We start from the raw sequence: 26,395 nt of genomic DNA on the forward strand, positions 1-26,395 counted from the left end.
TCGGTGCCCGATAGCCTCAGAACGTCGCCGGGACGCATCCAGGGGGAGGTAGCCGACATGGCCGCGACCGAGAGTACAGGCAGCACGGATAACACAGCCAGTACAGCCAGCACCGGGACGGAAGATCCGGAGACCGTGGTCGCGGAGCTGCAGAGGGACATCACCGAGACGCGGCGTAAGCGCATGGCGGCGCAGAAGGTCCTCGCCACGCAGCCGGTGCTCGAGACGGCGCTGGAGCGCGCCTCGCGCGATCGTTCGACGGGTGCGACGAACGAGACGGACGCGCTGCGCGCGGAGATCCAGGAGCTTCGCGACAGCATCGTCCACGAGGTACGCCAGATCGATCGCACGCGGATGCTGTTTCCGCTGGCGGATGCGGCGTATCCGGGGCTCCCGCAGCGTCCGCGCCTGATCAGCGAGCTCAACGCTGAAGCGAGTTGGCGTCGCGGCGTGATCGCCGGTCAGGACACCGCGGATCTTCTGGCCAGTGCGTCCGACGTGCGCATCGTGCTCCCCACCCTGGAGGATCTCGTCTGATGGCCAGGGGCAAGCACAAGTCGAGCGCCTCTGCTCGTCGACACGGACAGCTCGAGTCGACGATCCAGTCTCTGCGCGCGGAGCTGGCGATGGAGCAGACGGCGCTCTTGGACGCTGAGTCCGCGCTGGAGAACGTCGCGCGGCTGCGTGCGGCGCTGGAGGCGGAGAACTCGAGCATCGCCGAGGAAGTCACGCCGCTCGCCGACGCACTTCGAAGTGAGCGCGACTACCTCCGACGGCTTCACGCAAAGGCGAGCGGACACCACACACGCGTGAAGGAGGCGTGGGACCACTACTCGGCTGCGTGCATGGACGCGACCCCCCGCGCGACGAGGCTCGAGAGCACCGAGGCGTTCATGGCGGTGATGGGCCTGTCGGGATATCTGAGATCCGGCGACATCGTCGACAGCAAAGTACGCGGCGTCGATCGAGTCACGCGTCTCCAGCGGGCTCGTGGGGAGCGCCGCACGGTCTCGGACACGACCCACCAGCAGGGCAGGGAGGGCAGGGTCACCCTTGTGCTGGATCTGTCCGTGCTGGCTCCTGGCATTGTGCGGCCGGCGTACCGTAAGCGCCTGATCGACCACGGTGTGGTCGCCCTCAAGGCCAACGGCACCCACGTCCTTCGGGATGCAGCCGAGCTCACAGCCCAGCAGAACGCGATCCGTGACGAAGCCATCGAGCGGTCCGAGCGCATCTGGCGTTCACGCGCCGACGACCTCGACGCGGACAGCGTCCATGTCTGGGGCCAGGGGAATCTGGTGTCGACAACCGGCGACAAAGGTGAAGTGCGCCGCGCATTCGGCTACGTCCGCACATACGACGCAGTCAAGCTGAAGCCGGGCGATCGTTCGTCCGCAGAGCGCAGCTTCGGTCACGCCGCGCCTCCGCCGATCGCCAGCCTGCCTGCCTCGGAGCGCGCTGCGCTCGCGCAGCGGCCAGCCGAAGACATGCTTCGAGCCTGGCGTGACGTGCTCGCGACGAGGCGCGCTGTGTCCCAGCGCCTGGGGCTTCCGGTGCACCCGTTTGCACCGCTCGCGCACCATCCTCATCCAGCGCAGGGCCTCGCGGTACAGGCGATGTACGCGCGGGCTGCGTTCTCGGGATGGCTCCACGAGACGAGCACGCCGGATCTCGCAGACCCGGGCCCAAGCGCCCAGGCTGAATCCGCGATCGGCCTCACGGCCGCAGCGACGTACTGGCTTCCTGCCGGCCAGTCGGCGGCGTTCGCAGACTCGGAGCCGATGACCGAGACTGACCGCGCGGAGATGACGCTGCCGTTCCCGCAGGTGTTCCTCGCTTTCGCGGAGCCGCTCGTACTGGACCCCGAGACGTTCTCCGTGTCTCAGGATCCAGGGCAGCCTCGTGGCGCTGCCGGCCATGGCGCCGCCGATCGCGGGGGCGCCTTAGAGTCGTGGCGGTCGTTGTCCCAGATCGCGCACGACGCCTACGGCCAGGATGAGACCGCTGGCGCTGTGTGCGAGGCCCTGTCGCGAAGCTTCCGCGACGATTCCTGGCAACTTGAGTCGATCGACGACCTGATCCGCCAACACGGAGCGCACGTCGAAGGCATGCTGCTCTTCGGCGATCAGCTCGGCCGCCCCGCTGATCTGTTCGCGTGGTGCCTAACGATCCCTGGCGCGTACGGGTCGACCCTCGGACGGTTCGTCATTCCCGCGCTGCGGTCCAAAACCCAGTACCGGGACGTCGTTGATAACCTCACGGCGGTCGTCGCGTGGGCGCAGTGGCACGAGCCGGACCAGAGCACCGCGCTTCCTGTGGGCATGACCCCCGCTGAGGTCGAAGACCTGCTCTTGGGCCAGGACTTCCAGCGCAATGCCAAGCGCGCCGGCCCCGGCATCCGTGTCGTCGACGTCGGGAGCACCCACCGCGCACGGAGTTCCACCCAGCGCGACGACGGCGGGCACGGCGATGGACTAGGAACTGCCGTCGCACCGCACATCCGCCGCGGGCACTGGCGTCGTCAGCGGTTCGGCACAGGACGTGAACAGGTCAAGCGCATCCGCATCGCCCCCGTGCTGGTGAACGCTCATCGCGGCGACATTGCACCGCGTGTGTACCGGCTGCGACGGGGCGCGGTCACGGCAGCACTGGAGAAGGTCGCCGCGGCTGCTGCGAGCGAGAACGCAGCCGACCAATGACGCACCGAGCGCTGACAGCAATTCAGCACTCGGTGCTGCCTGTTCCGAACGGCTGGCACTGCGAGAACACCCCGAACGACTCAGCGCGGTTCGTGCTGGTCATCGAGGGCGTGAACCCTCCCGATTCGCGTGGGTGTGATCGCCCACTGAGCTGTACAGATTCACACTCAAGAGGAGAGACCCGCAGCCTTGTGGCTTCGGGTCTCTCTGTCTGTCGGGAGTGTCAACGTTCCCGGCTGGGGGTCTTGGGCGGGGCCAGCTCAGCATCGTCACGACCGTTGAGACCGCTGAATGAGTAGGTGGCAACCGATCGCGCTTGTACGAAGCGGTCCGCTCAACGAGCACCGCCCGTATACGGGTGCAATGGCGGCGCTGCCCTAAGCCAGTATCAGGTCCTCTCCACGGGAACGCCGCCACGGCCGATCGTCAACCACGCGGCAGGACCAAGGAATGGTATGAAAAGGACGACGACCGTCCAGATCAGTGCTTGCGTTGCCGTGAGCCGACGGGCTGAACGAGCGAGCGTCACGAGCGCAACGATGGTGAGCGCGATGATGAGCACGGTGACGATCGACCAGACGATGTCGTAGCTGGCGGGGATCAACGGACTGTGTTCGTCGCTCACACCGCCACCTTACGGGTCGGTGTCCAAGGCGGCGGTCCGCGCAGTGTTAAATCGGTTTCGAGAATGCACTCCTACGGCCCGTCAACGCGCGCCGCCCGTTTATGGATCCGTACTAGTGCGTCGCGGAGACCTGCAAGTCGCTCTCCGCGTGTTGCAGCCCAGCACAAATCGACGGCTGTCGGTCGCCACCTCGTAGCCTGGGTCGATGCGGCTGATGAAGACGTTGCCCCTACTTCTGCTTTCGCTCGTGCTGCTCACCGGGTGCGTATCCCCGTTCGTCGCGTGCACGACGATCGGCTACAGCAGTGTGGTCAACATCGAACTTCTGGAGCCCCGCCCTGGTCTCGAACTGTCGTTGTGTGAAGGAGAGGATTGCACCCCCGGTCCCGTGGAGCTGCCGACCGAGGTGGGCTCGACCCAATCGCCCATACCCACCGGAGTGTTCGAACTCACCGGTGAAAGTTCGAACGGCTGGTCCGCTTCGCTAAGCAGTGGGCAACCGCTGCTCGGCTATCAGCTGACGGATGAAAATGGGTCCGTAGTCGCACAGGGCGTCACAGAGGCCAACTGGGTGCGAATCGACGGCACGGAGCAATGCGGAGGGAACAGGCTCGCCGAGGTTCGGCTATCCCTCTGACCTTCAGCGTGCACGCAATCACCTGACACACTGAGCGATCCGTAAGCCGGAGTTGCGCCTACAGGAGCAACCGAGCGCGGGCCGACGATTTATGCACCGCGGTGTGGCTAGTGATAGACGTCCATCGGCGAAACCCGCATCTGACTGACGAACTGCTGCCCGGCTTGCGTTCGCCATATAGGGCGACTTCAGCCGTAGCCGCCACCTCGGGAGGGCCTAAGCGGTCGCCCCGTTGCCAAGCGCCTCGATCGCCCCCGGCGGCTCGGTAGACTCCCCGCAGGAGGCTCGATGACGATCGAACCGTCGGCGTGGCGAACGAACGACTCTGAGGTATTCGATCTCGCCCGCGATGCAGTGGGGCATCTCGTCGCGCTGCTGCTCGGTCTCGCCCGCAGCGGTGCGCTAGATACAAAGGCCGCCACAGACGAGAGCAGGCGCTTCCGGAGCGACTTACTCGAGGCCGGCTTTGACCGCGCGCGAATCAACCAGCTTCTCGCGAAGGTCGAAGCCAGAGCGGCCGAGCTCGAGGGGCCGCGGCAGTGAGCGACCGAACTCTCTCCGAAGACGCCGCGCAGCAGGTCTTTGAGGATCAGATCGTCCCGGTTTTCTTTCCCGACCAGCCGGACGGCGACACACCGAGGATGACGCTCGTCGTTGGCCAGCCGGGAGCTGCCGCCATTCGCGTTGCTCGCCAACTTTCCGGCCCCGCGGCGGCCGTCCTGAGTGCGACGGATTTGCGCGCATTTCACCCGCGCTTTCTCGAGCTGTCGCGCACTTTCTCTCCGGAGGCCGCCCGCATCCTGCAGGACTCCGCTTCGGGGTGGCTGCGGAATGCTCTTCAGCACGCGAGGAACACCAAACGCTCGATCCTGCTAGATGGCACGCTCAGCTCGCACGATGTCGCACTCGCCACAACGAGTCTGTTTGGCACGAGCGGCTTCGAAACCGCGGTCGCCGCCGTCGCTGTGCCGCAGCCTGAGAGCCTGCTGGCCTCGGCGTCCAAGTACCTGCTTGACGCTCGCGCGGGCCGGGCGGCTCAATTCACGACTCTCGCAGCTCACGACGAAGGGCTTCGCAACACGCGCGCGCTGGTGGACACGCTTGAGACGACGCCGAGTGTCGACCATCTCACCATCATCGGTCGCGACGGAGTTGTGCTGTTCGACACCTCGAGGGCCGACCCAAGTGGCTTCGCTGGCGCGTTGGCCGAGTTCGATCGCGCGCACGCGACGGCACCGTCGGCAGCGTCGGCGATGCGATGGCTTTCGGAGCTTCGCGCGGCTACGGACTACGCGCTCTCGCTCCGGCAGGTTCCTGCTCCGCTCGCTGAGGTTCTGATCGAACTCCATGAAATCGGTCGCCATGAGGTCCTGCCGCGGCTGCAGCTTCCTCAGGCTTCGCAGGCCCGCCCGAACGCCGACGCCGCGCTCGAGAGACGGCTGACCGCTCTCCGGCAGGCGACGCAAGTCGTAAATCGCCCGGATCGTCGACCCGGTCCGTCCGTATCGACCCCGGACCTCGACCGCGGCATCTCCATCTGACGACGCAGAGCGAACCACCGCAGGAGATCCACCCGGGACGTTCATGTCAGAAGCAAGTGGGCCGCCGGTGTCGCGCCGAGCATCGCAGCCAAAGCGAGCGCGATTGCAGCCAGTGCAGCCATCGCGGCAGAGGCGCGGGCAACCGTCGTCGGCCGAAGACGCCAGAACGAAAACGCGAGCGCCGGGAGCATCAGTGCGAATGCGGCGCTCGCGGCGCAGATCACCCCCAGCGCCGACGTGATCATGAGCTGTTCGTTCATGGGGTCTCCAGCTGCGGTCAAACTCCGTCTTCGGGGTCAGTCTGACGCCCGCGTCCGACATCGCCGCGACGGGGGGCCACTCCGCGAACGAAGGATGGCGACGGAGCCTTAAACCCATACGCCACCATCCCTCCGACAAATGGCGCATAAGCGGTCGGGGCCGGCGGAGTACCGGGACCGTGAAGTAGCGGAGCGAGCGCAGCGAGTGAGCATACGTCGCGAAAGCCCGGTGCGGAGCCGGCGTCGACTGCTACTCTCTCCGGCTTCGGAGGGTTGCTCTGTCACTGCTCTGCGAGCCTCATGAGTTCCGTGATGAAGGCTCGACGATTCGCCGCGGGGTCGGCGATGACTGCGGTGAAACGCTGCCACCAGTCGGCGCGGTCTTCGGTATTCAGCTGAAGCAGCGGCTCCATCGCCCACTGGACGTCTTCTTCCACGGCGTACCCTGGCTCCTCACTCCCCTTCTCCGGGTAGTAGGTGAACGCGGCGACGGCGACTCGGGCCAGCGCGGCCTCAACATCCGATCGATCGAGCACTGCAGCTCCCTTCGGCTGGGTGTTCATAGTGATAGTCCTCCAGGTGCCGAGGGCGGGCTAGCCCTTCGCCCCTCTGCGTCTCGGACGGCGTGCGCACGCCGCGGTCCATGTCGGAGTCGGGTGTTGATCTCGCGTGCGATGTCATCCATCCGCTTGGCTTCGCCGTCCTCTGCTGCTCGCTTGCGTCGCGCGGCGGCTTCGCGTTCCGATTCGCGGAGTCGGCTCATGGCCAGTGGACGAGCCCGGTCCATGTCGGCGGCGACGGCGGCGGCGAGGCGAGCGCGTACACTGGATCGCTCCCACTCGGCGATCTCTTGGGCGGAGGGTTTCGGTTCCCGGCGAATCCGCTCCAATTCTTCGGGCGTGCGCGCACGGGTGAAGAACTCGTGGGCGGCAGCGGTGTTCGCCGTCCGCTCGGTGGCCGTGACGCGATGAAGACGACGCGCTGGCAACCCCAGCCCGCGACGACGCTGTTGGCGGGCCCGCCACTGGTGCTGCTTATGGAGTTGCATCTCGCGATTGGCCCAGTAGTACGTACGTCGGCGCTCGCGCACCTCGTCGCCGTGCTGGTCGTAGTAGCGCTGAGCACCAGCCCGCTTGATCTCCGGATGGTCATGGTGCTTCGCGCGCAGCTTCGCGTTCTGTTCCTCGCGGTGGCTGTCGCGCCAGCGCTTGTTGCGCTGTCTCTTCGCTTCCCGGTAGCCCTCGGGGTTCGCTGCGCGCTGCGCGCGGCGACGTTCACGCTGATAGTCGCGGTTGCTCTCGGGATCGGCCGCGTATTGCTCGCGACTCTTCGCGCGTCGTCGCTCGGCCGCCGCAGCGGCCTTCCGAGCCTTCGCCGCGCGGCCGCGCTCACGCTCACGGTTCTCACTGCGGATCTGTTCACGGTGCGCAGCCCGGGACCGCTCGCTGTACTCCTTCACCTTCTCGGGATGATCCGCCTTCCAGCGCCGCGTGCTCTCGCGCACCTGGTCGGCATGCGTCTCGCGGTAGCGTCGCCGGCGTTCCCGTCCGCGCTCGCGGCGCTCGTCGTCAGTGAGGCGCCGCGCCCGGTCAGAGCCTGCAGTGTCGTCGGACATGCCTCAGCACCCCTGTGCAGTCACCAGGCGTGATAGCAGGTTCTGGATGCGATCGGGGCGGAAGCCTGCCCAGTGGTCTCGGTCATCGACGACCACCACCGGCGCGGACGAATATCCGAGGTCGTCCGTGACGTACTCCCGCGCCGAGTCGTTGACCGGATCCGTGAGGTCGATGTCGCGATACGCCAGCCCGAGGTCATCCATCAACCGCTTGGTCAGGCGACACTGCATGCAACCATCTCCCGTTGTGTAGACGACGATCCCGGTCACCGTGGGCTCCGCATCGTGCGGGCGGGGCGATCACCGATCCGCTCGTGGGTGTGCTCGTCGATCCACACGTTCACCTCGGCGACCTTGTACGCGACGGTCCGGCCGAACTTGGTGAATCTCGGGCCGCCGCCGTGTTTGCGCCATCCGACGAGTCGGCTGAGCGGGAACCGGAGATTCTCAGCGAGCTCCCGCTCGGTGAGGAACGTGTGCTCGGGGTCGTCGCACTCGAGCTGAAGGACTTTGAACACCATCCACCTCCACTTGCGTATGTCCTGGTTGGTTTAACGCGAGTGAAGCACTTTCTGATACCCTGCACAAGAGTCAGATGCGAAAGCGCCGTGCGGTTAGACAAACTGGGGAGGTGAAGGTCGACGTGAAGACACTCGAAGGCGGCAAAGTGACGTGGCGTGTTGCCACCCAGCCAGTCGGGTCCGCACTGCGCATTGCGCCCGGATTCGTCGCGACGACGACGGACGACGCGCTTGGCGTGCAGACGTCCGTCACCACGCACTACGAGCAGGCGGAAGGCCGCTACGTCATCAAGAGCGTGACGAACACTGCAACCCGCGACGACGTGGAGCTCAACTACCCCACCGTCGCGAAGGTCGGGATGCAGGCGATCGTGCAGGCTGCAGCTCCGCGGTGCATCTTCGTGACGCTGGACGACGAGAACGATCCGAAAGCCAAATGGCTGAGCGTAGACCAACTCACGACGGCAGCCGGGCGCATCCTGCCTCCCTTAGTCGCGGCGGAGGTTGTGAAGCGTGGCGGCGGCGACGCCCGGATGGAAGCGGTCGAACTGCTCTACGGCAGCGCGGCGCTTGCAGGGCTTCCGCCGGCGAAGTTGCTACAGCAGGAACTCGGGATCCCCCACCGCACGGCGTCGCAGTGGATCATCGACGCGCGCAAGGCGGGACGCCTTGAGGGCATGAACTACAACGCCGGTCGACCGGCGGGTGGGTAGCGTTCACGCGTACAGCACAAAGTCCGGCAAGCGTTACCTCGTCCGATACAAGAAGCCGGACGGAACGCATGGCGCGAAACGTGGCTTCGTTCGCAAGCGGGAAGCAGAAGCCTGGCTCGTGGAGACTGAGGCATCGCGTGCGCGGGGAGCGTTTATCGACCCCCAGGCGGCTCGCATCAAGGTCGAAGAACTCGGCGCCGTCTGGCTGGAGGCGAAGCGGCACTCGATGAAACCGTCGTCGTTCGCGCCCGTGGAAACCGCGTGGCGGTTGCGCGTGCAACCCGCCTGGGGCGGATGGTCGGTGTCGGATATCCGCCACAGCGACGTGCGCGCGTGGGTCTCGACCCTGAGCCAGGAAGGGGGCGCAACGGTCACGATCCGGACGTACGGAGTCCTCGCGAGCATCCTCGACGACGCCGTCCATGACGGGCGGATCAGCATCAACCCAGCGAGAAAGGGACGCATCGCACTGCCGCGGAAGACGAAGCGGCGGCACGGCTACCTCACGCACGAGCAGGTCTTCCGCCTCGCGGAGGCGTCAGGCGATCACCGCCTCCTGATCCTGGTCCTCGCCTACACGGGGATCCGATGGGGCGAGGTGGCGGCGCTGCGTGTGGAAGACATCGACTTTGCCAGGCGCCGCCTTCACATATCCCGCAACGCCGTGGAGGTGCACGGGCAGATACACGTCGGAACGCCGAAGTCTCATAGCTCCCGCGCCGTCCCTGTCCCCCAATTCATCATCGACGAGCTGACCCGAGCCGTCGCTGGGCGCCGTCGTGACGCGCTTGTCTTCCCCGGACCGGACGGCTCGTACATGCGACGGATCCGCACGAGCAGCGAGTCGAAGTCCTGGTTCAAGACGGCTCTCCGAACTGCCGAGCTCCCGCAGATGACGATGCATGATCTTCGTCACACCGCAGCTTCCCTCGCGGTGCAGTCCGGCGCGAACGTCAAGACGATTCAGCGGATGCTAGGGCACACGTCTGCTGCGATGACCCTTGATGTGTACTCGGACCTCTTCGACGACGATCTTGACAATGTTGCGTCCGCGCTCGACCACGCCGCGCATCGTGTCGCACCGACGAAATGGCCCCCAGGAGCGGCATCCGACTGACATTGACGGGCGGGCGAGGACCGCGAGCTGACGCCGAGCGGCGGCCCGCCCTCACCCGCCTGTGCGCGCGCCGCGATCACGAAAGTCGGACGACTTTTCTCGAATCTTTCTCACGCCGCTGTTCTATGAACCAGCTATGGCCCGCGATCCCAGTGTTTACAAGGGATCTCGGGCCAAGAAGCTGCGCGGAGACGGAGGGATTTGAACCCTCGGTCCCCGTAAGGGGACTCCACCTTAGCAGGGTGGTGCACTAGGCCTGACTATGCGACGTCTCCAGGCATCCGACGCTGAAACGGCGGACACACCCGTCCATACTAACCGGCGCGGCACGCGTCGCTGAACGCAGGATGCGTCTACCGGAGATTTCCGTTGGAACAGGTGTTCTGCGCAGCCGTCTGCCCGGCGATCGTCGAGGGCAGCGCGACGGCGCTCTCCTGCGGGTCCGGCGTCTCGGCCGCACCCTCGGTGGGCTCGACCGGCTCGACGGGATCCGTCGGCTCGGCCGGAGTCTCACCCTCCGGCCCGCCCGCCTCGATGACGCCCTCGCCGCCGCTGATCTCGCCCGTCAGCTGCAGCGGCTGGTTCGCCTCCAGGGCGGCCCACAGCTGCTCGGCGGCGTCGTAGTCGGGCACGACGCGATTGGCGTCGTAGGGGTCGGTGAGGGTGGGGTACTGGACGAAGACGATCTCCTCGAACGGCACGTTCTTCACCGCGAGGGCGATCTGCACCAGAAGCAGCGGGTTGGTCAGGCTGGTCGAGGGATCGACGTTCTCGAGCGCGGTGGATGCCAGCTTGTAGAGGGTGCCCGGATCGGAGAGCACGTCCTCGCTCACGAGCTTGCGCGCGAGCTTGGACATGTACTGCTGCTGATTGCTGATGCGGCCGAGGTCACCACCGTCGCCCACGCCGTGGCGCGTGCGGAGGAACTGCAGGGCCTCGATGCCCTGGATGTTGCGGTTGCCGGCGGGCCAATCGATGCCGGTGTGGCGGTCGCGGATGCCGTTGGCGATGCAGACATCCACCCCGCCGATCGCGTCGGTGATGTTGATGACGCCGCCGAAGCTCACCTTCGCGGCGAAGGGGATGTTCTGCCCGCTCAGCTCAGACACCGTCTTCACGACGCACGACAGCCCTCCGTAGGAGAACGCGCTGTTGATCTGCTGCTTGCTCATCGCCGACGTCGTGCGGCCGTCCTGATCCGTGCACGAGGGGATCGGGAGCATCAGGTCTCGGGGGAACGACACCACCGTGACCCGGCGCGGGTTGTCGGAGATGTGCACGAGCATGTTGACGTCGTTGAGGGTGCCCTCGGAGTCCGGGCCCTTGCAGCGATCGCCGAAGTAGGCCGCGAACTCCGGCTCGCACTCGTCGGTGCCGGCGAGGAACAGGTTGACCCCGCCCTCGATGGCCCCGATGTCGGGGGGCACCGGCCCCTGGCCCTCGAGCTCGACGGCGTCGGCGGTGAAGCTGGAGGAGAGGTCGTAGGCGACGTACGCGGCGACGCCGGCGCCGGCCACGAGCACGACGGCGAGGGCCACCGCGATGATCCGCATGACCTGCGCGAACGGGTGGGGCGTGGTCAGCCGACCGTGACGGGCCACCGTACGGCGGCCGCGCTTCACGGGCTTGATCGAGCTCACGGTGTCCTTCCGGGCGGTCTCGCGGCGCCCATCTTATGGGCGCGCACCTGAGAACCCCGTGAGGACGGGCTGAACAAGCTCGTTCTCGGCGATCAGTGCGAGGGAGAGCTGACGGTACCCATGGCTTTCGAAGAAGACGGTGATGCGGTCATCCTCCACCGCCATGACGGTGCCCTCGCCCCACTGCTCATGGACGACGCGCTCGTCGACCGCGTACTCCCCCGCGGCCGCATCCGCCTGTGCCCCCGGCTCCTCGTACGCCGAACCGTCGGCGCACGTGTCGCAATTCCCGCACGGCTCGTCCAGGCTCTGCCCGAAGTAGCCGAGCAGCACGTGCCGCCGGCAGCGGCGCGTCTCGGCGTACCCGCGCATCATCTCGATGCGCGAGCGGTCGATGCGTTCGCGATCCTCGGTGCGCTCCATCGCGGCCGCCACGATCTGCTCCACGTCCAGGCCGGGGCGCAGGGCGGCGCCGTCGCGGGTGAGCCGCACCGACGCGGTGTCGGCCATGAGGGTCAGCAGCGCCGTCACCCGGCGCGGACTCATCCCGGCCGCCTCGGCGAGGTCGCTGCGCTTGGCAACCCCACCCTGGAGGGCCCGGACGAGCGCCCTCAACTCCCCTGCATCCGGATGCTTCGTGGCAAAGTAGCGTCGCAGGGCGAGGTCTTCCGGCCGGTAGTGCAGCGTCGCGTGGGCCGGTTCGCCGTCGCGTCCGGCGCGACCCATCTCCTGCGCATACGCGTCGACGGACTCCGGCGCGTCGGCGTGCAGGACGAAGCGCACATTGGGCTTGTCGATGCCCATGCCGAACGCGGAGGTCGCCACGACCACGTCGAGGTCGTCCGCGTGGAAGCGGGTGTGCACGTCCGCCCGCTCCCGTGCGGGAAGGCCGGCGTGGTACGCGACGGCGCGCAGGCCACGGTCGGACAGCTCGGCGGCGTACTCCTCCGCGCCGCGCCGCGTGGCCGCATACAGCAGTCCGGGCGTGGGGAGCGCGGCGATCTCGTCGAGCACCGCCGCACGCTTGTCGGCGTCGGTGGCGTGCCGACGGACGGCGAGGGCGATGTTCGGGCGGTCGACGTCGCCGGCGAGCACGAGCGGATCGCGCATGCCCAGGCGCTCCACGATCTCCTCACGGACGGGGGTGGATGCGGTGGCCGTGAGGGCGAGCACGGGCGGGCGCCCGAGACGCTCGGCCACCGCATCCAGGAGCAGGTAATCGGGGCGAAAGTCGTGCCCCCACGACGCGATGCAGTGCGCTTCATCCACGACCAGGAGCGACACCTGCTGCTCCGCGAGCCGGTCGACGACGTCGGGCTTGGCGAGCTGCTCAGGCGCCAGCAGGACGTATTCCACCTCGCCCGCCGCGACCCGCTCCCACGCCTTGCGCTGCGCCGCCGCGCCGCGGGCCGAGTTCATCGCGACGCCGACCGGGGCATCCGGCGCCTCCTCCAGGCGCGCGAGCTGATCCTCCTGCAGCGCGATGAGGGGCGAGACGATCGCGGCGAGGCCGGGCCGCAGCGCCGCGGCGATCTGGTACACCGCCGACTTGCCGGAGCCAGTGGCCCACACCACCAGCACGTCGCGGCCGGCGACGGCGGCTTCGATGGCCTCCCGCTGCTCGGGTCGGAGCCTGTCGAGGCCGAAATAGTCGCGCGCGACGCGCGCGATGTCGTCAGAGCTCATGGGAGTCACTCCATGCGATGCCGCGGCTGCGGGCGCGGGGGTTGTGCGGAGGGTGTGGGATTCGAACCCACGGGACATTGCTGCCCACTGGTTTTCAAGACCAGGTCCATCGGCCGCTCGGACAACCCTCCCGACGACGCCTTGCGGCATCCGTCGACGGCCGAGTCTAGTCGAGCGGCGCGGGGCGACGCGGAGTCACAGGGCGCGGAGGATGGCGGCGACCCCGCCCTCGGTGACCGAGAGCCCGATCTCACCGGCGGCCGTGCGCACCTCTTCGGGACCTTGCCCCATCGCGACTGCGCGACCGCCGTTGCGCAGCGCCCACTCGAACATCTCGAGGTCGTTGCGCCCGTCGCCCATCACGAGCACGTTGGCGGGGTCGATGCCGAGCCATCCGCGCACGAGTTCGAGGCCCGTCGCCTTGTTGACGCCCTGCGGGGCGATGTCGAGCCACGCCGTCCAGCCGATCGCGTACGACACCTGGGTCAGGCCGATGCGGGAGACGAGCTCGAGGAAATCGGTATCGGTCTGGCCGGGCGAGACGACCACGACACGGCAGACCGGCTGGTGTGAGAGGGCCTCGAACTCGACGCGGTCGGCGCCGCGGAGGTTCCAGTCCTCCAGGTACTCGGTGTACAGGCGCGTGCCGTCGGGCAGCTCCACGAGGTAGCGGGCGTCGGAGAGGTGCTCCTGCAGCAGGGTCAGGACCTCGGCGGGGTCGAAGGTCTCCACATGCACGCGCTCGTACTCCGCGGCCAGCGAGCCTTCTACGGCCGGAACACCCCGAGCACCGGCATGCGCCGATCCCTGAGCCTGCCGAAGGTCGCGGCGCCCCATCACGATGGCGCCGTTGGAACACACCGCGTATTCGGGACGGATGTCCAGCAGCTCCATGATGCGGTGCGTGCTCTCCCAGCTGCGTCCGGTCGCGAGCATCACCTCGTGACCGCGCTGGTGCGCGTGCGCGACGGCTTCGACGACGCCCGGGCTCGGGCTCTCGTCCTCGAGGATCACGGTGCCGTCGATGTCGAGCGCGATGAGCAGGCGCCCAGTGGATGCGTCGTCGACGGCGTCGACCGCTTCCGCGGCGTCGTCCTGGTCGACGACCCGCACGCTCCCGGTGTCGGCCAGCTCCGCGTCGCCGGGCGTCATGCGATCGGCTCCAGCACCGTGAGGCCGCCGAGGTAGGGCTGCAGGACCTCGGGCACACGCACGGATCCGTCGGCCTGCTGGTGGGTCTCCAGCAGCGCCACGATCCACCGGGTCGTCGCCAGCGTACCGTTGAGGGTCGCCACCGGCTGGGTCTTCCCGCCGTCGGGGCGGTGGCGGATGTCCAGGCGACGCGCCTGGTAGGTCGTGCAGTTGGAGGTGCTCGTGAGCTCGCGGTACGCCTGCTGGGTGGGAACCCAGGCCTCGACGTCGTACTTGCGCGCGGCGCTGGAACCGAGGTCGCCGGCGGCGACGTCGATGACCCGGTACGCCAGGCCGAGGTCCTGCAGCATCCCCTCCTGCATGTCGACGAGGCGCAGGTGCTCCGCCTCGGCGGTGTCGGGGTCGGCGTAGACGAACATCTCGAGCTTGTTGAACTGGTGCACCCGGATGATGCCGCGGGTGTCCTTGCCGTACGACCCCGCCTCGCGCCGGTAGCACGTCGACCACCCGGCGTAGCGTTTCGGGCCCCGCTCGAAGTCGAGGATCTCGCCCATGTGGTAGCCGGCGAGGGGCACCTCGCTCGTGCCGACGAGGTAGAGATCTTCACCGTCGAGGTGGTAGACCTCGTCGGCGTGCTCGCCGAGGAAACCGGTGCCGCGCATCACTTCGGGGCGGACGAGGGTGGGCGGGATCATGGGCGTGAACCCGGCGGCGAGCGCGCGGTCCAGGCCCAGCGTCATGAGCGCGAGCTCGAGGCGGGCGCCGATCCCGGTGAGGAAGTAGAAGCGGCTGCCGGAGACCTTCGTGCCGCGCTCCATGTCGATCGCGCCGAGCTTCTCCCCCAGGGCCAGGTGATCCAGTGGCTCGAAGTCGAACTGCGGCACGTCGCCGTGCGTGCGGAGGGTGACGAAGTTCTCCTCGCCACCGGCGGGAACGCCGTCGAGAACGATGTTCTCGATCTTTGCGAGGGCGGCGTCGGCTGCCTCCTCGGCGGCGGTCACCGCGTGCTGGGCGGCCTTGACGCGCTCGCTGAGGTCCTTCGCCTCGGCGACCAGCGCCGCCTTGTCGTCCTTAGGCGCCTGCGCCACGCGCTTGCCGTGGGCGTTCTGGGCGGCGCGGAGTTCTTCGAACGCCGTGATGGCGGCGCGACGGTCACGGTCGGCGGCGAGCGCAGCATCCACGGTCTCCGGCGAGACGCCCCGGGCCGTCTGCGAGCGCTTCACCCGCTCGGGATCTTCGCGCAGCAGGGTCAGGTCGATCACGGCTCAATCCTAGGCCAGCGGTTTTCCGTTCCGGCCCGGCGTGAACCGTCGCGCCGGGTGCCACGGAAACGGGCTATGGGCCCGGTGGCGGCCCTAGTGTGTACCCATGGCGCCTGATGCGGACACCCCGGAAACGGACGAGACGATTCCGCGGAAAGACGAAGCGGCGGCGTTCGAGGCCGATCCGCTGCGTGATGACGAACCGCGTCCGGCGACGGATGCTCCCGGCCCGCGCGGCGCGAACACCGACGCCCCCGACCCGGCCGAGGCGGCCGCGCCCGACGACGTCATCCGCGAGCCCGACGACGTCGCGCCCGATACGACCGACGGGGAGGTCGGCGAGGCCGTTCAGGTCACCGCCGACGGCGAGCAGACCACGATGGATGCTCCGCCCACCGACCTCAAGCGAGCGGCCCTGGTGTACAACCCCACGAAGGTCGACCCCGCCCAGCTGCGCGACCTCGTGGCACGCCTGGCGCGGGAGGCCGAGTGGGCCGAGCCGCTGTTCTTCGAGACGACGGTCGATGATCTGGGCGACGACGCGGCGCGCGCGGCGCTGGACGAAGGCGCCGACGCGATCCTCGTGGCCGGCGGCGACGGCACCGTGCGGGCCGTGAGCGAGGCGCTCACCGACACCGGGGTGCCGCTCACGATCGTTCCCAGCGGAACGGGGAACCTGCTCGCCCGCAACCTCAATCTCCCCCTGGCCGACCCCGAGACGATGGTGCGGGCCACCTTCGACGGCGACGTGCTCGCGGTCGACGCCGGCGTGGCGCGCCTGCGCCGCACCGACGGCTCGACCGAGGAGCACGGGTTCGTCGTGATGGCGGGCATGGGGCTGGATGCCGCGATGATCGCCAACACGCGGCCGGAACTGAAGAAGACCGTGGGATGGGTCGCGTACGTCGACGGCGCCGCCCGCTCGCTGGTGACGGCCAAGCCGTTCCGCATCGTCTACCAGCTCGACGACCAGCGCCTGCACTCGGCGCGGGTGCAGAGCATCCTGTTCGCCAACTGCGGCTCGCTGCCGGCGGGCATCGCCCTCATCCCCGAGGCCTCGATCGCCGACGGCAAGCTCGATGTCGCCGTCATCCAGCCGGCCGGGCCGTTCGGCTGGCTGGGCGTGTGGCGCAAGATCTGGTGGGACAACTCCTTCCTGCGCCGCTTCCGCGCCGGGCGCCGGGTGCTCGAGCGGCGGGGGCGGGACGCGTCCGTGCACTTCCGCCGCGGGCATGAGATCGAGACGGCGACGAGCCCGGCGCAGCCGGTCGAGCTCGACGGCGACGAGTTCGGCGAGGCCACCCGCATCTACTGCCGTATCGTCCCGGGCGGGCTGCAGATCGTCGTCCCCCGCGGTCACGACACCTCCTCGCTCTGACCCCTGTCAACCCCGCGATGGCGGGGCAGGGGCTGCGTAGCGTGACGGCATGACGAGCCCGTCCCTGGTGTGGTTCCGCGACGACCTGCGCGTCGCCGACAACCCCGCACTCCACGTGGCGCTGGAGCGCGGCGGGCCGATCATGGGTCTGTACGTGCTCGAGGAGTCGGGCGGCATCCGGCCCCTCGGCGGGGCCGCGCGCTGGTGGCTGCACGGATCCCTCGCCTCTCTCGCCGACGAACTGCGCGCACGCGGGTCGACCCTCGTGCTCCGTCGCGGCGATCCCGCGACCGTCGTGCCCGCCGTTGTCGATGAGCTCGGTGCCGGCGCGGTGTTCTGGAACCGGCGGTACGGCGGCATCGAGCGCGGCATCGACGCCGGCATCAAGGCCGCGCTGCGCGCGCACGGAACCGAGGTCGCCTCGTTCTCGGCCTCGCTGCTGTTCGAGCCGTGGACGGTGCAGACCGGCTCGGGCACCCCGTACGCGGTGTTCACGCCCTTCTGGCGCGCATGCCGGAGCCTTCCCGCTCCGCGTGCGCCGCAGCCGGCACCCGACACGATCCCGGGGCCCTCGGCGATCCCGCGCTCCGACGACCTCGCGGCGTGGGAGCTGCGCCCCGCGCATCCGGATTGGGCGGAGGGCCTGGCCGAGCTGTGGGAGCCCGGCGAACCGGCGGCCACCGCGCGCCTGGCGCAGTTCCTCGCCGACGATCTGGCGGACTACGACCGCGCGCGCGACGAGCCGGCCGCTGAGTCCACCGCGCGCCTGTCGCCGCGGCTGCGGTGGGGCGAGCTGAGTCCGCACCAGGTGTGGCATGCCGCCGTGCAGCACCGGGAAGCGGACGCATCCCGGTTCCTGTCCGAACTCGGATGGCGCGAGTTCGCGTGGCACACGCTGTTCCACTTCCCCGACCTGGCGACGAAGAACTGGCGCGCCGAGTTCGACGCCTTCCCGTGGCCGCGCCTGAACCGCGACCACCTGGCGGCGTGGCAGCGGGGTCGCACCGGTGTCGCCCTCGTGGACGCGGGGATGCGCGAGCTCTGGCGCACCGGCTTCATGCACAACCGGGTGCGGATGGTCACGGCGTCCTTCCTCGTGAAGAACCTGCTGATCGACTGGCGGCACGGCGAGGAGTGGTTCTGGGACACGCTCGTCGACGCGGATGCCGCCAGCAACGCGTTCAACTGGCAGTGGGTCGCCGGATCCGGCGCCGACGCCGCCCCGTACTTCCGGATCTTCAACCCCGAACGCCAGCGCGACCGGTTCGACCCGAATGCCGAGTACATCCGCCGCTGGGCGCCCGAGCACCTCGCCGCCGATCCGCCTGCCCCGATCGTCGATCTGGCCGGCACCCGCCGTCAGGCGCTCGACGCGTACGATGCGGTCACACACGCCCGCTGAGCCCCTCCACCGCCTACGCTCGGACCACCGCTCATGTCAGGAGATCGCTTGTCTCAGCCGCCCTACCCCGCCCCGCAACCGTACGCCGGCATCAGCGAGAAGTCGTGGCTGGCGACCCTGCTGCTGTCGATCTTCCTCGGCGAGTTCGGGATCGACCGCTTCTACCTCGGCAAGATCGGCACCGGCATCCTCAAACTCATCACGGTGGGCGGCTTGGGCGTGTGGTGGCTGATCGACCTCATCCTCATCATCGCCGGCGCCATGAAGGACAAGCACGGCCTCCCGGTCGAATACGTTCGCGGCCGCTGAGCGGGAATGACTGACCGGCGACGGCGGTTGCCACGAGGGATGAACGCTCCCGCCCTCTCCGTCCTCGACCTGGTGCCCGTCCGCGACGGGCAGACGAGCGCGCAAGCGGTCGCCTCCTCCCTCGACTCCGCCGTGCACGCCGACCGGCTCGGCTACCGCCGGTACTGGTTCGCCGAGCACCACAACATGCCGGCGGTCGCCTCGACGACCCCGCCGGTGCTGATCGCCGCAGCCGCATCCCGCACCGAGCGCATCCGCGTCGGCTCGGGCGGTGTCATGCTGCCCAACCACTCCCCGCTCGTGGTGGCGGAGCAGTTCGCGGCGCTGGAAGCCATCGCCCCCGGGCGGATCGACCTCGGCCTCGGACGGGCGCCCGGCTCCGACGCGGTCATCACGCAGCTGCTGCACCGCTCGGGCGCGACCAGCGACGTGGAACGCTTCCCCGATCACATCACCGACATCATCGCGCTGTCCTCCCCCGAGGGCGCCACCGTCCGGTTCACCTCCGGCGGCGAATACACCGTGCACGCCACCCCGGCCGCCACCGGCGCTCCCGAGGTGTGGCTCCTCGGCTCCAGCGACTACTCCGCGCAGCTGGCCGCACGCTTCGGGCTCCCGTACGTGTTCGCCAACCACTTCTCCGGCGAAGGACTCGAGCGGGCGCTCGACCTGTACCGCACGCAGTACCAGCCGAGCCCGCAGCATCCCGAGCCCCGCACGTTCCTGACCGTCAACGTCATCGCCGCCCCCACGGCCGAGGAGGCGGAGGAGCGCGCCCTGCCGCAGCTGCGGATGATGGCGAGGCTCCGCACCAACCGCCCGCTCGTGCCGCTGGAGACCGTTGAGCAGGCTCAGGCCGACCCGTGGGACGGGATGGCGAACAGCCTCATGACCGCCGCCCGCTCGAAGTGGTTCGTCGGCACCGGCGACCACGTGTCGGCGGAATTGTCGGCCTTCGCCGCGCGGTTCGGCGTGGACGAGGTCATGATCTCCCCCGTCGCCGGCTCGTACGACGGTGAGCCCCTGGACACCGCCCCCGGCCGCATCCGCACGCTCGAGCTGCTCGCCGCGCCGGCCCGCGTGGCCTGACCCGCCCCGGCGCACGCGGGCGTACCCTCGACCCCGTGAGCGAAGCCACCGCATCGGCTGGACCGACGCGCGCGCCGGTGAGCACCGGCCGCGCCATCCTCAATACCGTGAAGGGCTCGGCGGGCAACCTCGTCGAGTGGTACGACGTCTACGTCTACACCGTCTTCGCGACGTACTTCGAGGCGCAGTTCTTCGATCAGGACGACCGTAACTCTACGTTCTACATCTATGCGATCTTCGCCGTGACCTTCATCATGCGGCCGATCGGATCGTGGTTCTTCGGACGGTTCGCCGACCGCCGCGGCCGCCGCGCCGCCCTCACCGTCAGCATCACACTCATGTCCGCGTGCTCGTTCCTCGTGTCGGTCATGCCGACGCGGGAGGCGATCGGCATGTGGGCGGCGGTGATCCTCATCGGCGCGCGGCTCGTGCAGGGCTTCGCCACCGGCGGCGAGTACGGCACGTCGGCCACCTATATGTCGGAGGCGGCCACCGCCCGCCGCCGCGGGTTCTTCTCCTCCTTCCAATACGTCACCCTCATCGGCGGCCACGTGCTCGCGCAGTTGACGCTGCTCATCGTGCTCGCGGTCATGCCGGTGGAAGCGGTCGAGGACTGGGGATGGCGCATCGGCTTCTTCGTCGGCGGCATCGCCGCCCTCGTGGTGATGTGGCTGCGCCGGACGATGGACGAGTCCCTCAGCGAGGAGCACCTGGAGGCGGTGCGCTCGGGCGCCGACCGCGATTCGGGGTCGCTCAAGACCCTCTTCACCTCGTACTGGCGGCAGTTGGTGTGGGTGTTCCTCGTCACGGCGGGAGGCACGATCGCCTTCTACACCTACAGCGTCAACGCCCCCACCATCGTCAAGACGGCCTTCGGCGAGGAGGGAGCGGTCGCGGCGACGTGGACCAACCTCCTCGGGCTCATCTTCCTCATGCTGCTCCAGCCCCTGGGCGGACTGCTGAGCGACCGCGTCGGGCGCAAGCCGCTGCTGGTCTTCTTCGGAATCGGCGGTGTCCTCTACACGTGGGTGCTCATCACCTTCCTCCCGCAGACGCAGTCGCCGCTGGTCGCGTTCGCCCTCACGGCGGTGGGGTACGTCATCCTCACCGGCTACACCTCGGTGAACGCGATCGTGAAGGCCGAAGTGTTCCCTGCGCGCGTGCGGGCGCTGGGCGTGGGCCTCGGCTACGCCCTCGCCAACTCGGTGTTCGGCGGCACGGCGCCCGCGGTGTACCAGGCCTCCCTCACCGGCGGCGGGGTGACGTGGTTCATCGTCTACGTCACCGCGGTGATCGCGGTGAGCCTCACGGTCTACATCTTCTTCATGCGCAACCGGGCCGAGACGCCGCTGGACCGCGAACAGGGCAGCGCGTGGGTCACCCTGCAGGACGCCCCGCGTCCCTGACCCTCACCGCACGCGCCGCCGAGCTCGGCTCAGGCGGATGCGCCGTCGCGGGCGAGCACGGGGTAGTCGGTGTATCCCTCGCGACCACCGCCGTACGCCTTGGTCAGGTCGGGCTCGGCCAGCGGAGCGCCCTCGGCGAGCCGGTCGACCAGGTCGGGGTTGGCGATGTACGCGCGGGCGAAGGAGACGAGGTCGGCCTCGCCCCGTGCGACGCGGTCCAGCCGCGCGCTGTCATCGCGTGAGTCGGGGGTGACCGCATTGAGGATGAGCGCGCCCTTCCACGCCGCCCGGATCACCGGGGTCAATCCCGCGTCACCGGCCTCGACCAGGTGCAGATACGCCAGCTGCAGGCCGTTGAGCCGCTCGACGAGAAGCGGGTACAGCGTCGCGGCATCGTCCTCGGTGGTGTCGCCGAGGCCATTGGCGGGCGAGATGCGCAGCCCGGTCCGGTCGGCGCCGATGGCCGCGGCGACGGCCTCGACGACCTCGACGGTGAAGCGGATGCGATTGCGGGCGCTTCCGCCCCAGTCGTCCGTGCGCTGATTGGCGTTGGTGGCGAGGAACTGGTGCAGCAGGTACCCGTTGGCGCCGTGCACCTCCACCCCGTCGAATCCGGCCGCGACGGCGTTGCGTGCGGCGGCGGCGAAGTCGGCGATGGTCGCGCGGATCTCGTCCTCGTTCAGCTCGGCGGGCTGCACGTGATCCCTCGGCCCCTCGGGGGTGAAGACGGATCCGGCCGCACGGACCGCCGACGGGGCGACCGGGGTGAGCGCGCCGGAACCGACGGCGGCGGTTGTGGCGGGATGCCCGATGCGACCGGTGTGCATGAGCTGGGCGACGATCACGCCGCCTGCTTCATGCACAGCACCGGTCACGGCCGCCCACGCCTCCACCTGCTCGTTCGTGTGCAGGCCTGGGGTGTCGGGATAGCCCTGCCCCACCGGGCTCGGCTGCGTTCCCTCCGTGATGATGAGCCCGGCACCGGCGCGCTGGGCGTAGTAGGTGGCCATGTCGGCGTTGGCACGGGTGCCGAACGCGCGGCTGCGCGTCATGGGGGCCATGACGATGCGGTTCCGGAGCCGGAGGCTGCCGATCGTGATCGGCTCGAATGCCGTCACGGGGGTGGGTGCTGAGTGATCGCTCATGCGGATGCTCCTGTTCGAGGTGGCGGAATGCCACTACTTGCTCGAACAACGAAAACCGCCCGGCGTATTCCTTGCTCGAGCAACTTTCTTCCACGCGTCAAGGGGCGGCGGAGCAGGAGCGGATCCCGCGGCTAGAGCCGGTCGCCTGCCTCGCGCAGCGGGGTCTCCAGTCCGGTCAGGAGGGCCAGCAGCTGCCGACGCTCGTCCTTCCCCAGCGACCCCGCCGTCACCGCCTCCAGTTCCGCCCACGCCGCCTCGACGTCGGCCCGTAGGCGGACGCTGGCCTCCGTCGCCTCGACGACGCTCACCCGCCGGTCGACGGGGGAGGGTCCGCGACGGACGAGGCCGGCCCTCTCCAGCCGTCCGATGCTGCGCGTCATCGACGGGGCATCCGTATCCAGCGTCTGCACCAGGTCGGTCATGCGCTGCGGGCCGTGCTCCCACAGGGTCATCAGGACTAGTTCCTGCCCCGGCCGCAGCCCGGTCGATCGCAGGAGCTTGGCCGCGAGGGCCTTGTGCGCTCGGGCCACCCGGAAGATCGCGGAGCTCAGGGGTCCGGTGGACAGCCGCATCGGCTCAGGCATGTCCACAGCGTAGAGGACCCCCGAGCGGGGTCAGAGGAGGCGGGCGGTACCCGAGACAGTGATGCCGCCGGCGGCGGGGATGTCGACCACGAGCAGACTCGGCCGCCCCACGTGCCGGCCCTGGCGGATCCCGATGCGCGCGGGGGCGTCCACCGCCGCGAGTTCGCGCAGGTACCCGCCGAAGGATGCCGCGGCCGAACCCGTCGCCGGATCCTCCGTGATCACCCCGACCGGGAAGAGGTTGCGGGCCTCCCACACCGTGTCGGCCGCGCGCAGCATCACCGTCACTGTGCCCGCCCACCCCTCGGCATCCATCAGCGCCCGCACCGCCGCCGGGTCGAACGTGAACCCGTCGAACACGCCGGCGTCGTGGAGGACGAGCACGGGATGCCGGTTGCCCGCGTACGCGATGCGCGGCGGCAGATCGGGGTCGAGGTCTTCCTCGCGGATGCGCAGGAGGTGCAGAAGGCGGGAGAGCACGGCCGGGGCGAACTCCTCGATCCGCGGCTCGACGCTCGTGAACGACGCGCGCAGGACACCGTCCGCCCCGCGCGAGGTCTCCAGCTCGACCGGGCCCACCGGGGTCGCGAACGTGAGGGAGCCCGCCCCGTCGCGCGCGGCCACCGCGACGGCGGTCGCGATCGTGGCGTGACCGCAGAAGGGCACCTCGGCCAGCGGGGAGAAGTATCGGATGCCGCCGTCGGCGCGCAGGAACGCCGTTTCGGAGAAGCCCACGTCGGCGGCGATGCGCTGCATGTCGGCATCGGTGAGGCCGTCGGCATCCAGCACCACGCCCGCGGGATTGCCGCCGCCGGGGCGATCCGGATCGGCGAACGCGGCGTACCGCAGCACCGCGGGCATCAGCTCTCCGGCTCTCCGCTCAGGAGTCCCCGCAGCCAGTCGCGGGCCTCGGCGAACACGTCGTCGGAGTATCGCGGCGGGTAACGGACGATCGCGCGGTCGGCCCGCGCGTACGAGCCGAGGAAGATCACCTTGGGGCTGAAGCGGCGCAGCCCCAGGAGGGCATCGGCCATGCGCTCGTCGTGGACGTGGCCGTCCGCGTCGATGACGAAGCGGTACCGCCCGAGCGCGTCTCCGATCGGACGCGACGCCAGCAGGCTGAGGTTGATGCCGCGCGTGGCGAACTGCTCCAGCAGCTCCAGCAGGGCGCCGGGGTGGTCTTCGGGCAGCTCGACGATGAGCGAGGTCTTGTCCGCCCCCGTGGGCGGGGCGGGAGCGACGGTGCGGCTGACGAGGACGAAGCGCGTGACGGCGTTGGGGTTGTCCCCGATCCCCTCGGCCAGCACGGCCAGATCGTGGTGGGCCACGATGCCGGGGGCGGCCACGGCGGCATCCGCATCCGAGGTTCCGTCCAGGATCCCCAGGGCGCTGGCCACGTTGCTGGCGGCGGGGATGTGGGCGTGGGCGGGGAGGGTCGTGGTGAGCCACTGCAGGCACTGCGCGTAGGCGACCGGATGCGCCGCCACGAGGGAGACCTCCTCCATCCGCGTGCCGGGGCGGGCCACGAGGACGAAGTTCACCGGCACGAGGTATTCGCCGATGATCCGCAGGCCCGGCATGGTCGCCAGGGCGTCCTGAGCCGTGGACACCCCGCCGTCCACGGAGTTCTCGATCGCGATCATGGCCGCGTCCGAGCGGCCTTCCACGACGTCGGCGAGCGCTTCGCCGACGTTGCGCACGGGTCGCCAGATCTGATCGCGGGCCTCGGGTACCTGCGCGAGCGCGGCTTCCGTGAAGGTTCCCGCCGGGCCCAGGTAGCTGTAGGTACGGCGGACGGGCGGGTTCTCGTGCTCGGGCGTCACGGCGATCAGCCTAGACCCGCCCCGGCGCCGGGCTCGCTGCGCGCCGGCCCCCGCGATGGCCAGAACGGGATCGATCGTGTCAAATCGGTGCCGCTCGGCGCGCGCGCGAGGCAGACTGGGGGGATGAGCAGTCGCGCAGGACTTCCCGCCGAAGCATCCGATCTCATCGACGTCGACGAACTGATCAACGCCTACTACGACCGCAAACCGGATGCGTCTGTCCCAGGGCAGCGCGTCGCGTTCGGCACGAGCGGCCATCGCGGGTCGTCGCTGTCCACGAGCTTCAACGAAGACCACATCCTCGCCACGACGCAGGCGATCGTCGACTACCGCGCCGGCCAGGGCATCACCGGGCCGCTGTTCCTCGGCCGCGACACGCACGGCCTGTCGCTGCCGGCCGAGCACACCGCGATCGAGGTGCTTGTGGCCAACGGCGTCGACGTGCGCATCGACTCGCGCGACTCGTGGGTGCCGACCCCTGCGCTCAGCCACGCGATCCTCACCCACAACCGCGGGCTCGCCGCCGATGACCCTGGCCGCGCGGACGGCATCGTCGTGACCCCCAGTCACAACCCGCCGCGCGACGGCGGTTTCAAGTACAACCCCCCGCACGGCGGACCCGCCGACACGGATGCCACCAGCTGGATCGCCGACCGCGCGAACGAGCTCATCGCCGGTGGCCTGTCGGGCGTGCGTCGCACCCGCCATGCCGACATCGACCTGGATTCGCTCGGCGAGTACGACTTCCGCGACGCCTACGTGCGCGACCTCGCGAGCATCATCGACATCGACGCCATCCGCTCCGCCGGCGTGCGCATCGGCGCCGACCCGCTGGGCGGGGCATCCGTGGAGTACTGGGCCCTCATCGCCGAGGTGTACGGCCTCGACCTCACGGTCGTGAACCCCGATGTCGACCCGACGTGGCGGTTCATGACGCTGGACTGGGATGAGAAGATCCGGATGGATCCGTCCTCGCCCTCGGCGATGGCCGCCCTCGTCGCCCGTCGCGACCAGTACGACATCCTCACCGGCAACGACGCCGACGCCGATCGGCACGGCATCGTCACGCCCGACGCGGGGCTGATGAATCCCAACCACTACCTCGCCGTCGCGATCGACTACCTGTTCTCGCACCGCCCGGGGTGGCCCGCGGATGCGGCGGTCGGCAAGACGCTCGTGTCGTCGATGATCATCGACAAGGTCGTCGCCTCGCTCGGCCGGTCGCTGTACGAGGTTCCCGTCGGGTTCAAGTGGTTCGTGCCGGGCCTGCTGGACGGCACGGTCGCCTTCGGCGGCGAGGAGTCGGCCGGCGCCTCGTTCCTCCGCACCGACGGGAGCGTGTGGACGACCGACAAGGACGGCATCCTGCTGTGCCTGCTCGCCGCGGAGATCCTCGCCGTCACCGGCAAGACCCCGTCGCAGCGGTACGCGGAGCTCGAGGCCGAGTTCGGTGCGGCGGCATATCAGCGCGTGGACGCGCCCGCGACGCCCGCGCAGAAGGCGCAGCTGGCCAAGCTGTCGCCCGACGCGGTGACGGCGACCGAGCTCGCCGGTGAGCCCATCACGGCGAAGCTCTCGCACGCCCCCGGCAACGGGGCCGCGATCGGCGGCGTCAAGGTGCAGACCGCCGACGCGTGGTTCGCCGCCCGGCCCTCCGGCACCGAGGACGTGTACAAGCTCTACGCCGAGAGCCTGCGCGGCGAGGAGCACCTGCGCGAGGTGCAGGCCGAAGCCCGCGCCGTCGTCACGGCCGCCCTCGGCGACGCCTGACCCTGATCGAGGGCGGGCGGC

27 protein-coding genes and 2 tRNA genes are annotated in these 26,395 nt (G+C 69.3%); 13 read left to right on the top strand and 16 right to left on the bottom strand.

Annotated elements, in window-relative coordinates; all coding sequences use genetic code 11:
- Window positions 1–57 precede the first annotated feature (57 nt).
- Together E4K62_RS16185 and E4K62_RS16190 are read left to right on the top strand one after the other, a co-directional pair.
- The gene (locus E4K62_RS16185; RefSeq protein WP_135069351.1) at window positions 58–537 is read left to right on the top strand and encodes a hypothetical protein; all 480 of its coding nucleotides are present in this window, start codon (window positions 58–60) and stop codon (window positions 535–537) included.
- Window positions 537–2,699 (top strand): AcrVA2 family anti-CRISPR protein, encoded by a 2,163-nt coding sequence (locus E4K62_RS16190; protein WP_135069354.1) that lies wholly within the window; start codon window positions 537–539, stop codon window positions 2,697–2,699. The genes E4K62_RS16185 and E4K62_RS16190 overlap by 1 nt, the downstream gene beginning before the upstream one ends.
- 388 nt (window positions 2,700–3,087) lie before the next feature.
- Here the strand turns inward: E4K62_RS16190 and E4K62_RS16195 are convergent, their stop codons facing one another.
- Window positions 3,088–3,324, bottom strand: coding sequence for a PLD nuclease N-terminal domain-containing protein (locus E4K62_RS16195; RefSeq protein ID WP_135069357.1), 237 nt, complete (start codon window positions 3,322–3,324; stop codon window positions 3,088–3,090).
- Window positions 3,325–3,529: 205 nt separating this feature from the next.
- Here E4K62_RS16195 and E4K62_RS16200 point away from each other — a divergent pair, with 205 nt between their 5' ends.
- The 3 genes from E4K62_RS16200 to E4K62_RS16210 all read left to right on the top strand — a co-directional run bounded on the left by E4K62_RS16200 (window position 3,530) and on the right by E4K62_RS16210 (window position 5,502).
- Window positions 3,530–3,961, top strand: coding sequence for a hypothetical protein (locus E4K62_RS16200; RefSeq protein ID WP_135069360.1), 432 nt, complete (start codon window positions 3,530–3,532; stop codon window positions 3,959–3,961).
- A 288-nt stretch (window positions 3,962–4,249) separates the two neighbouring features.
- On the top strand, window positions 4,250–4,504 hold the full coding sequence (locus E4K62_RS16205; protein WP_135069363.1) for a hypothetical protein: 255 nt from the start codon (window positions 4,250–4,252) through the stop codon (window positions 4,502–4,504).
- Window positions 4,501–5,502: a zeta toxin family protein gene (locus E4K62_RS16210; protein ID WP_135069366.1), complete on the top strand. Its 1,002-nt coding sequence runs from the start codon at window positions 4,501–4,503 to the stop codon at window positions 5,500–5,502. The genes E4K62_RS16205 and E4K62_RS16210 overlap by 4 nt, the downstream gene beginning before the upstream one ends.
- Before the next feature lie 41 nt (window positions 5,503–5,543).
- On the opposite strand, the gene E4K62_RS16215 is transcribed toward E4K62_RS16210, so the two are convergent.
- From E4K62_RS16215 to E4K62_RS16235, 5 genes are all read right to left on the bottom strand, one after another.
- Complete coding sequence (locus tag E4K62_RS16215; protein ID WP_135069369.1) at window positions 5,544–5,762, bottom strand: hypothetical protein; 219 nt, start codon at window positions 5,760–5,762, stop codon at window positions 5,544–5,546.
- Between the two features lie 281 nt (window positions 5,763–6,043).
- Window positions 6,044–6,325: a hypothetical protein gene (locus E4K62_RS16220; protein WP_135069372.1), complete on the bottom strand. Its 282-nt coding sequence runs from the start codon at window positions 6,323–6,325 to the stop codon at window positions 6,044–6,046.
- Complete coding sequence (locus tag E4K62_RS16225) at window positions 6,322–7,377, bottom strand: hypothetical protein (RefSeq protein WP_135069375.1); 1,056 nt, start codon at window positions 7,375–7,377, stop codon at window positions 6,322–6,324. The genes E4K62_RS16220 and E4K62_RS16225 overlap by 4 nt, the downstream gene beginning before the upstream one ends.
- Window positions 7,378–7,380: 3 nt before the next feature.
- A complete protein-coding gene (locus E4K62_RS16230; protein ID WP_135069377.1) occupies window positions 7,381–7,647 on the bottom strand; it encodes a glutaredoxin family protein in 267 nt (88 codons plus the stop codon).
- Window positions 7,644–7,898 carry a helix-turn-helix transcriptional regulator gene (locus E4K62_RS16235; RefSeq protein WP_135069380.1) on the bottom strand — a complete coding sequence of 85 codons (255 nt, stop codon included), beginning with the start codon at window positions 7,896–7,898 and terminating at the stop codon, window positions 7,644–7,646. The genes E4K62_RS16230 and E4K62_RS16235 overlap by 4 nt, the downstream gene beginning before the upstream one ends.
- A gap of 110 nt (window positions 7,899–8,008) precedes the next feature.
- Between E4K62_RS16235 and E4K62_RS16240 the strand changes: the two genes are divergently transcribed.
- Together E4K62_RS16240 and E4K62_RS16245 are read left to right on the top strand one after the other, a co-directional pair.
- Window positions 8,009–8,611, top strand: coding sequence for a hypothetical protein (locus tag E4K62_RS16240; protein ID WP_240742730.1), 603 nt, complete (start codon window positions 8,009–8,011; stop codon window positions 8,609–8,611).
- Window positions 8,604–9,728, top strand: a complete 1,125-nt coding sequence (locus tag E4K62_RS16245; protein ID WP_135069383.1) for a site-specific integrase — start codon at window positions 8,604–8,606, stop codon at window positions 9,726–9,728. The genes E4K62_RS16240 and E4K62_RS16245 overlap by 8 nt, the downstream gene beginning before the upstream one ends.
- Before the next feature lie 186 nt (window positions 9,729–9,914).
- On the opposite strand, the gene E4K62_RS16250 is transcribed toward E4K62_RS16245, so the two are convergent.
- From E4K62_RS16250 to serS, 6 genes are all read right to left on the bottom strand, one after another.
- Window positions 9,915–10,003, bottom strand: a tRNA-Ser gene (locus tag E4K62_RS16250).
- 78 nt (window positions 10,004–10,081) lie between these two features.
- A complete protein-coding gene (locus E4K62_RS16255; RefSeq protein WP_240742731.1) occupies window positions 10,082–11,368 on the bottom strand; it encodes an LCP family protein in 1,287 nt (428 codons plus the stop codon).
- Window positions 11,369–11,401: 33 nt separating this feature from the next.
- A complete protein-coding gene (locus tag E4K62_RS16260) occupies window positions 11,402–13,054 on the bottom strand; it encodes a RecQ family ATP-dependent DNA helicase (RefSeq protein WP_167747824.1) in 1,653 nt (550 codons plus the stop codon).
- 46 nt (window positions 13,055–13,100) lie between these two features.
- Window positions 13,101–13,185, bottom strand: a tRNA-Ser gene (locus tag E4K62_RS16265).
- A 64-nt stretch (window positions 13,186–13,249) separates the two neighbouring features.
- Window positions 13,250–14,206 (bottom strand): HAD family hydrolase, encoded by a 957-nt coding sequence (locus tag E4K62_RS16270; protein WP_135069389.1) that lies wholly within the window; start codon window positions 14,204–14,206, stop codon window positions 13,250–13,252.
- Window positions 14,203–15,468 carry a serine--tRNA ligase gene (gene serS / locus E4K62_RS16275; RefSeq protein ID WP_135069392.1) on the bottom strand — a complete coding sequence of 422 codons (1,266 nt, stop codon included), beginning with the start codon at window positions 15,466–15,468 and terminating at the stop codon, window positions 14,203–14,205. Before serS ends, E4K62_RS16270 begins: the two co-directional genes overlap by 4 nt.
- A gap of 106 nt (window positions 15,469–15,574) precedes the next feature.
- Between serS and E4K62_RS16280 the strand changes: the two genes are divergently transcribed.
- The 5 genes from E4K62_RS16280 to E4K62_RS16300 are packed head-to-tail and all read left to right on the top strand — an operon-like array spanning window position 15,575 to window position 21,052.
- Complete coding sequence (locus E4K62_RS16280; RefSeq protein ID WP_135069395.1) at window positions 15,575–16,846, top strand: diacylglycerol/lipid kinase family protein; 1,272 nt, start codon at window positions 15,575–15,577, stop codon at window positions 16,844–16,846.
- Between the two features lie 49 nt (window positions 16,847–16,895).
- Window positions 16,896–18,248 carry a cryptochrome/photolyase family protein gene (locus E4K62_RS16285; protein WP_135069398.1) on the top strand — a complete coding sequence of 451 codons (1,353 nt, stop codon included), beginning with the start codon at window positions 16,896–16,898 and terminating at the stop codon, window positions 18,246–18,248.
- 48 nt (window positions 18,249–18,296) lie between these two features.
- On the top strand, window positions 18,297–18,557 hold the full coding sequence (locus E4K62_RS16290) for a TM2 domain-containing protein (protein WP_240742732.1): 261 nt from the start codon (window positions 18,297–18,299) through the stop codon (window positions 18,555–18,557).
- A 39-nt stretch (window positions 18,558–18,596) separates the two neighbouring features.
- Window positions 18,597–19,646, top strand: a complete 1,050-nt coding sequence (locus E4K62_RS16295) for an LLM class flavin-dependent oxidoreductase (RefSeq protein ID WP_135069404.1) — start codon at window positions 18,597–18,599, stop codon at window positions 19,644–19,646.
- A 35-nt stretch (window positions 19,647–19,681) separates the two neighbouring features.
- Window positions 19,682–21,052 (top strand): MFS transporter, encoded by a 1,371-nt coding sequence (locus tag E4K62_RS16300; RefSeq protein WP_205805806.1) that lies wholly within the window; start codon window positions 19,682–19,684, stop codon window positions 21,050–21,052.
- A 29-nt stretch (window positions 21,053–21,081) separates the two neighbouring features.
- Here E4K62_RS16300 and E4K62_RS16305 read toward each other — a convergent pair whose 3' ends face one another.
- The 4 genes from E4K62_RS16305 to pheA all read right to left on the bottom strand — a co-directional run bounded on the left by E4K62_RS16305 (window position 21,082) and on the right by pheA (window position 24,604).
- A complete protein-coding gene (locus E4K62_RS16305) occupies window positions 21,082–22,197 on the bottom strand; it encodes an alkene reductase (RefSeq protein ID WP_135069407.1) in 1,116 nt (371 codons plus the stop codon).
- Window positions 22,198–22,328: 131 nt separating this feature from the next.
- Complete coding sequence (locus tag E4K62_RS16310; protein ID WP_205805808.1) at window positions 22,329–22,781, bottom strand: MarR family winged helix-turn-helix transcriptional regulator; 453 nt, start codon at window positions 22,779–22,781, stop codon at window positions 22,329–22,331.
- A gap of 30 nt (window positions 22,782–22,811) precedes the next feature.
- Window positions 22,812–23,642, bottom strand: a complete 831-nt coding sequence (locus tag E4K62_RS16315) for a PhzF family phenazine biosynthesis protein (protein ID WP_135069410.1) — start codon at window positions 23,640–23,642, stop codon at window positions 22,812–22,814.
- Entirely contained in the window at window positions 23,642–24,604 is a 963-nt protein-coding gene (gene pheA, locus E4K62_RS16320) for a prephenate dehydratase (RefSeq protein ID WP_135069413.1), read from the bottom strand. The genes E4K62_RS16315 and pheA overlap by 1 nt, the downstream gene beginning before the upstream one ends.
- A gap of 123 nt (window positions 24,605–24,727) precedes the next feature.
- Here pheA and pgm point away from each other — a divergent pair, with 123 nt between their 5' ends.
- Window positions 24,728–26,374 (top strand): phosphoglucomutase (alpha-D-glucose-1,6-bisphosphate-dependent), encoded by a 1,647-nt coding sequence (gene pgm / locus E4K62_RS16325; RefSeq protein ID WP_135069416.1) that lies wholly within the window; start codon window positions 24,728–24,730, stop codon window positions 26,372–26,374.
- Window positions 26,375–26,395 lie beyond the last annotated feature (21 nt).

Source organism: Microbacterium wangchenii (genome assembly GCF_004564355.1).
Taxonomy (GTDB): domain Bacteria; phylum Actinomycetota; class Actinomycetes; order Actinomycetales; family Microbacteriaceae; genus Microbacterium; species Microbacterium wangchenii.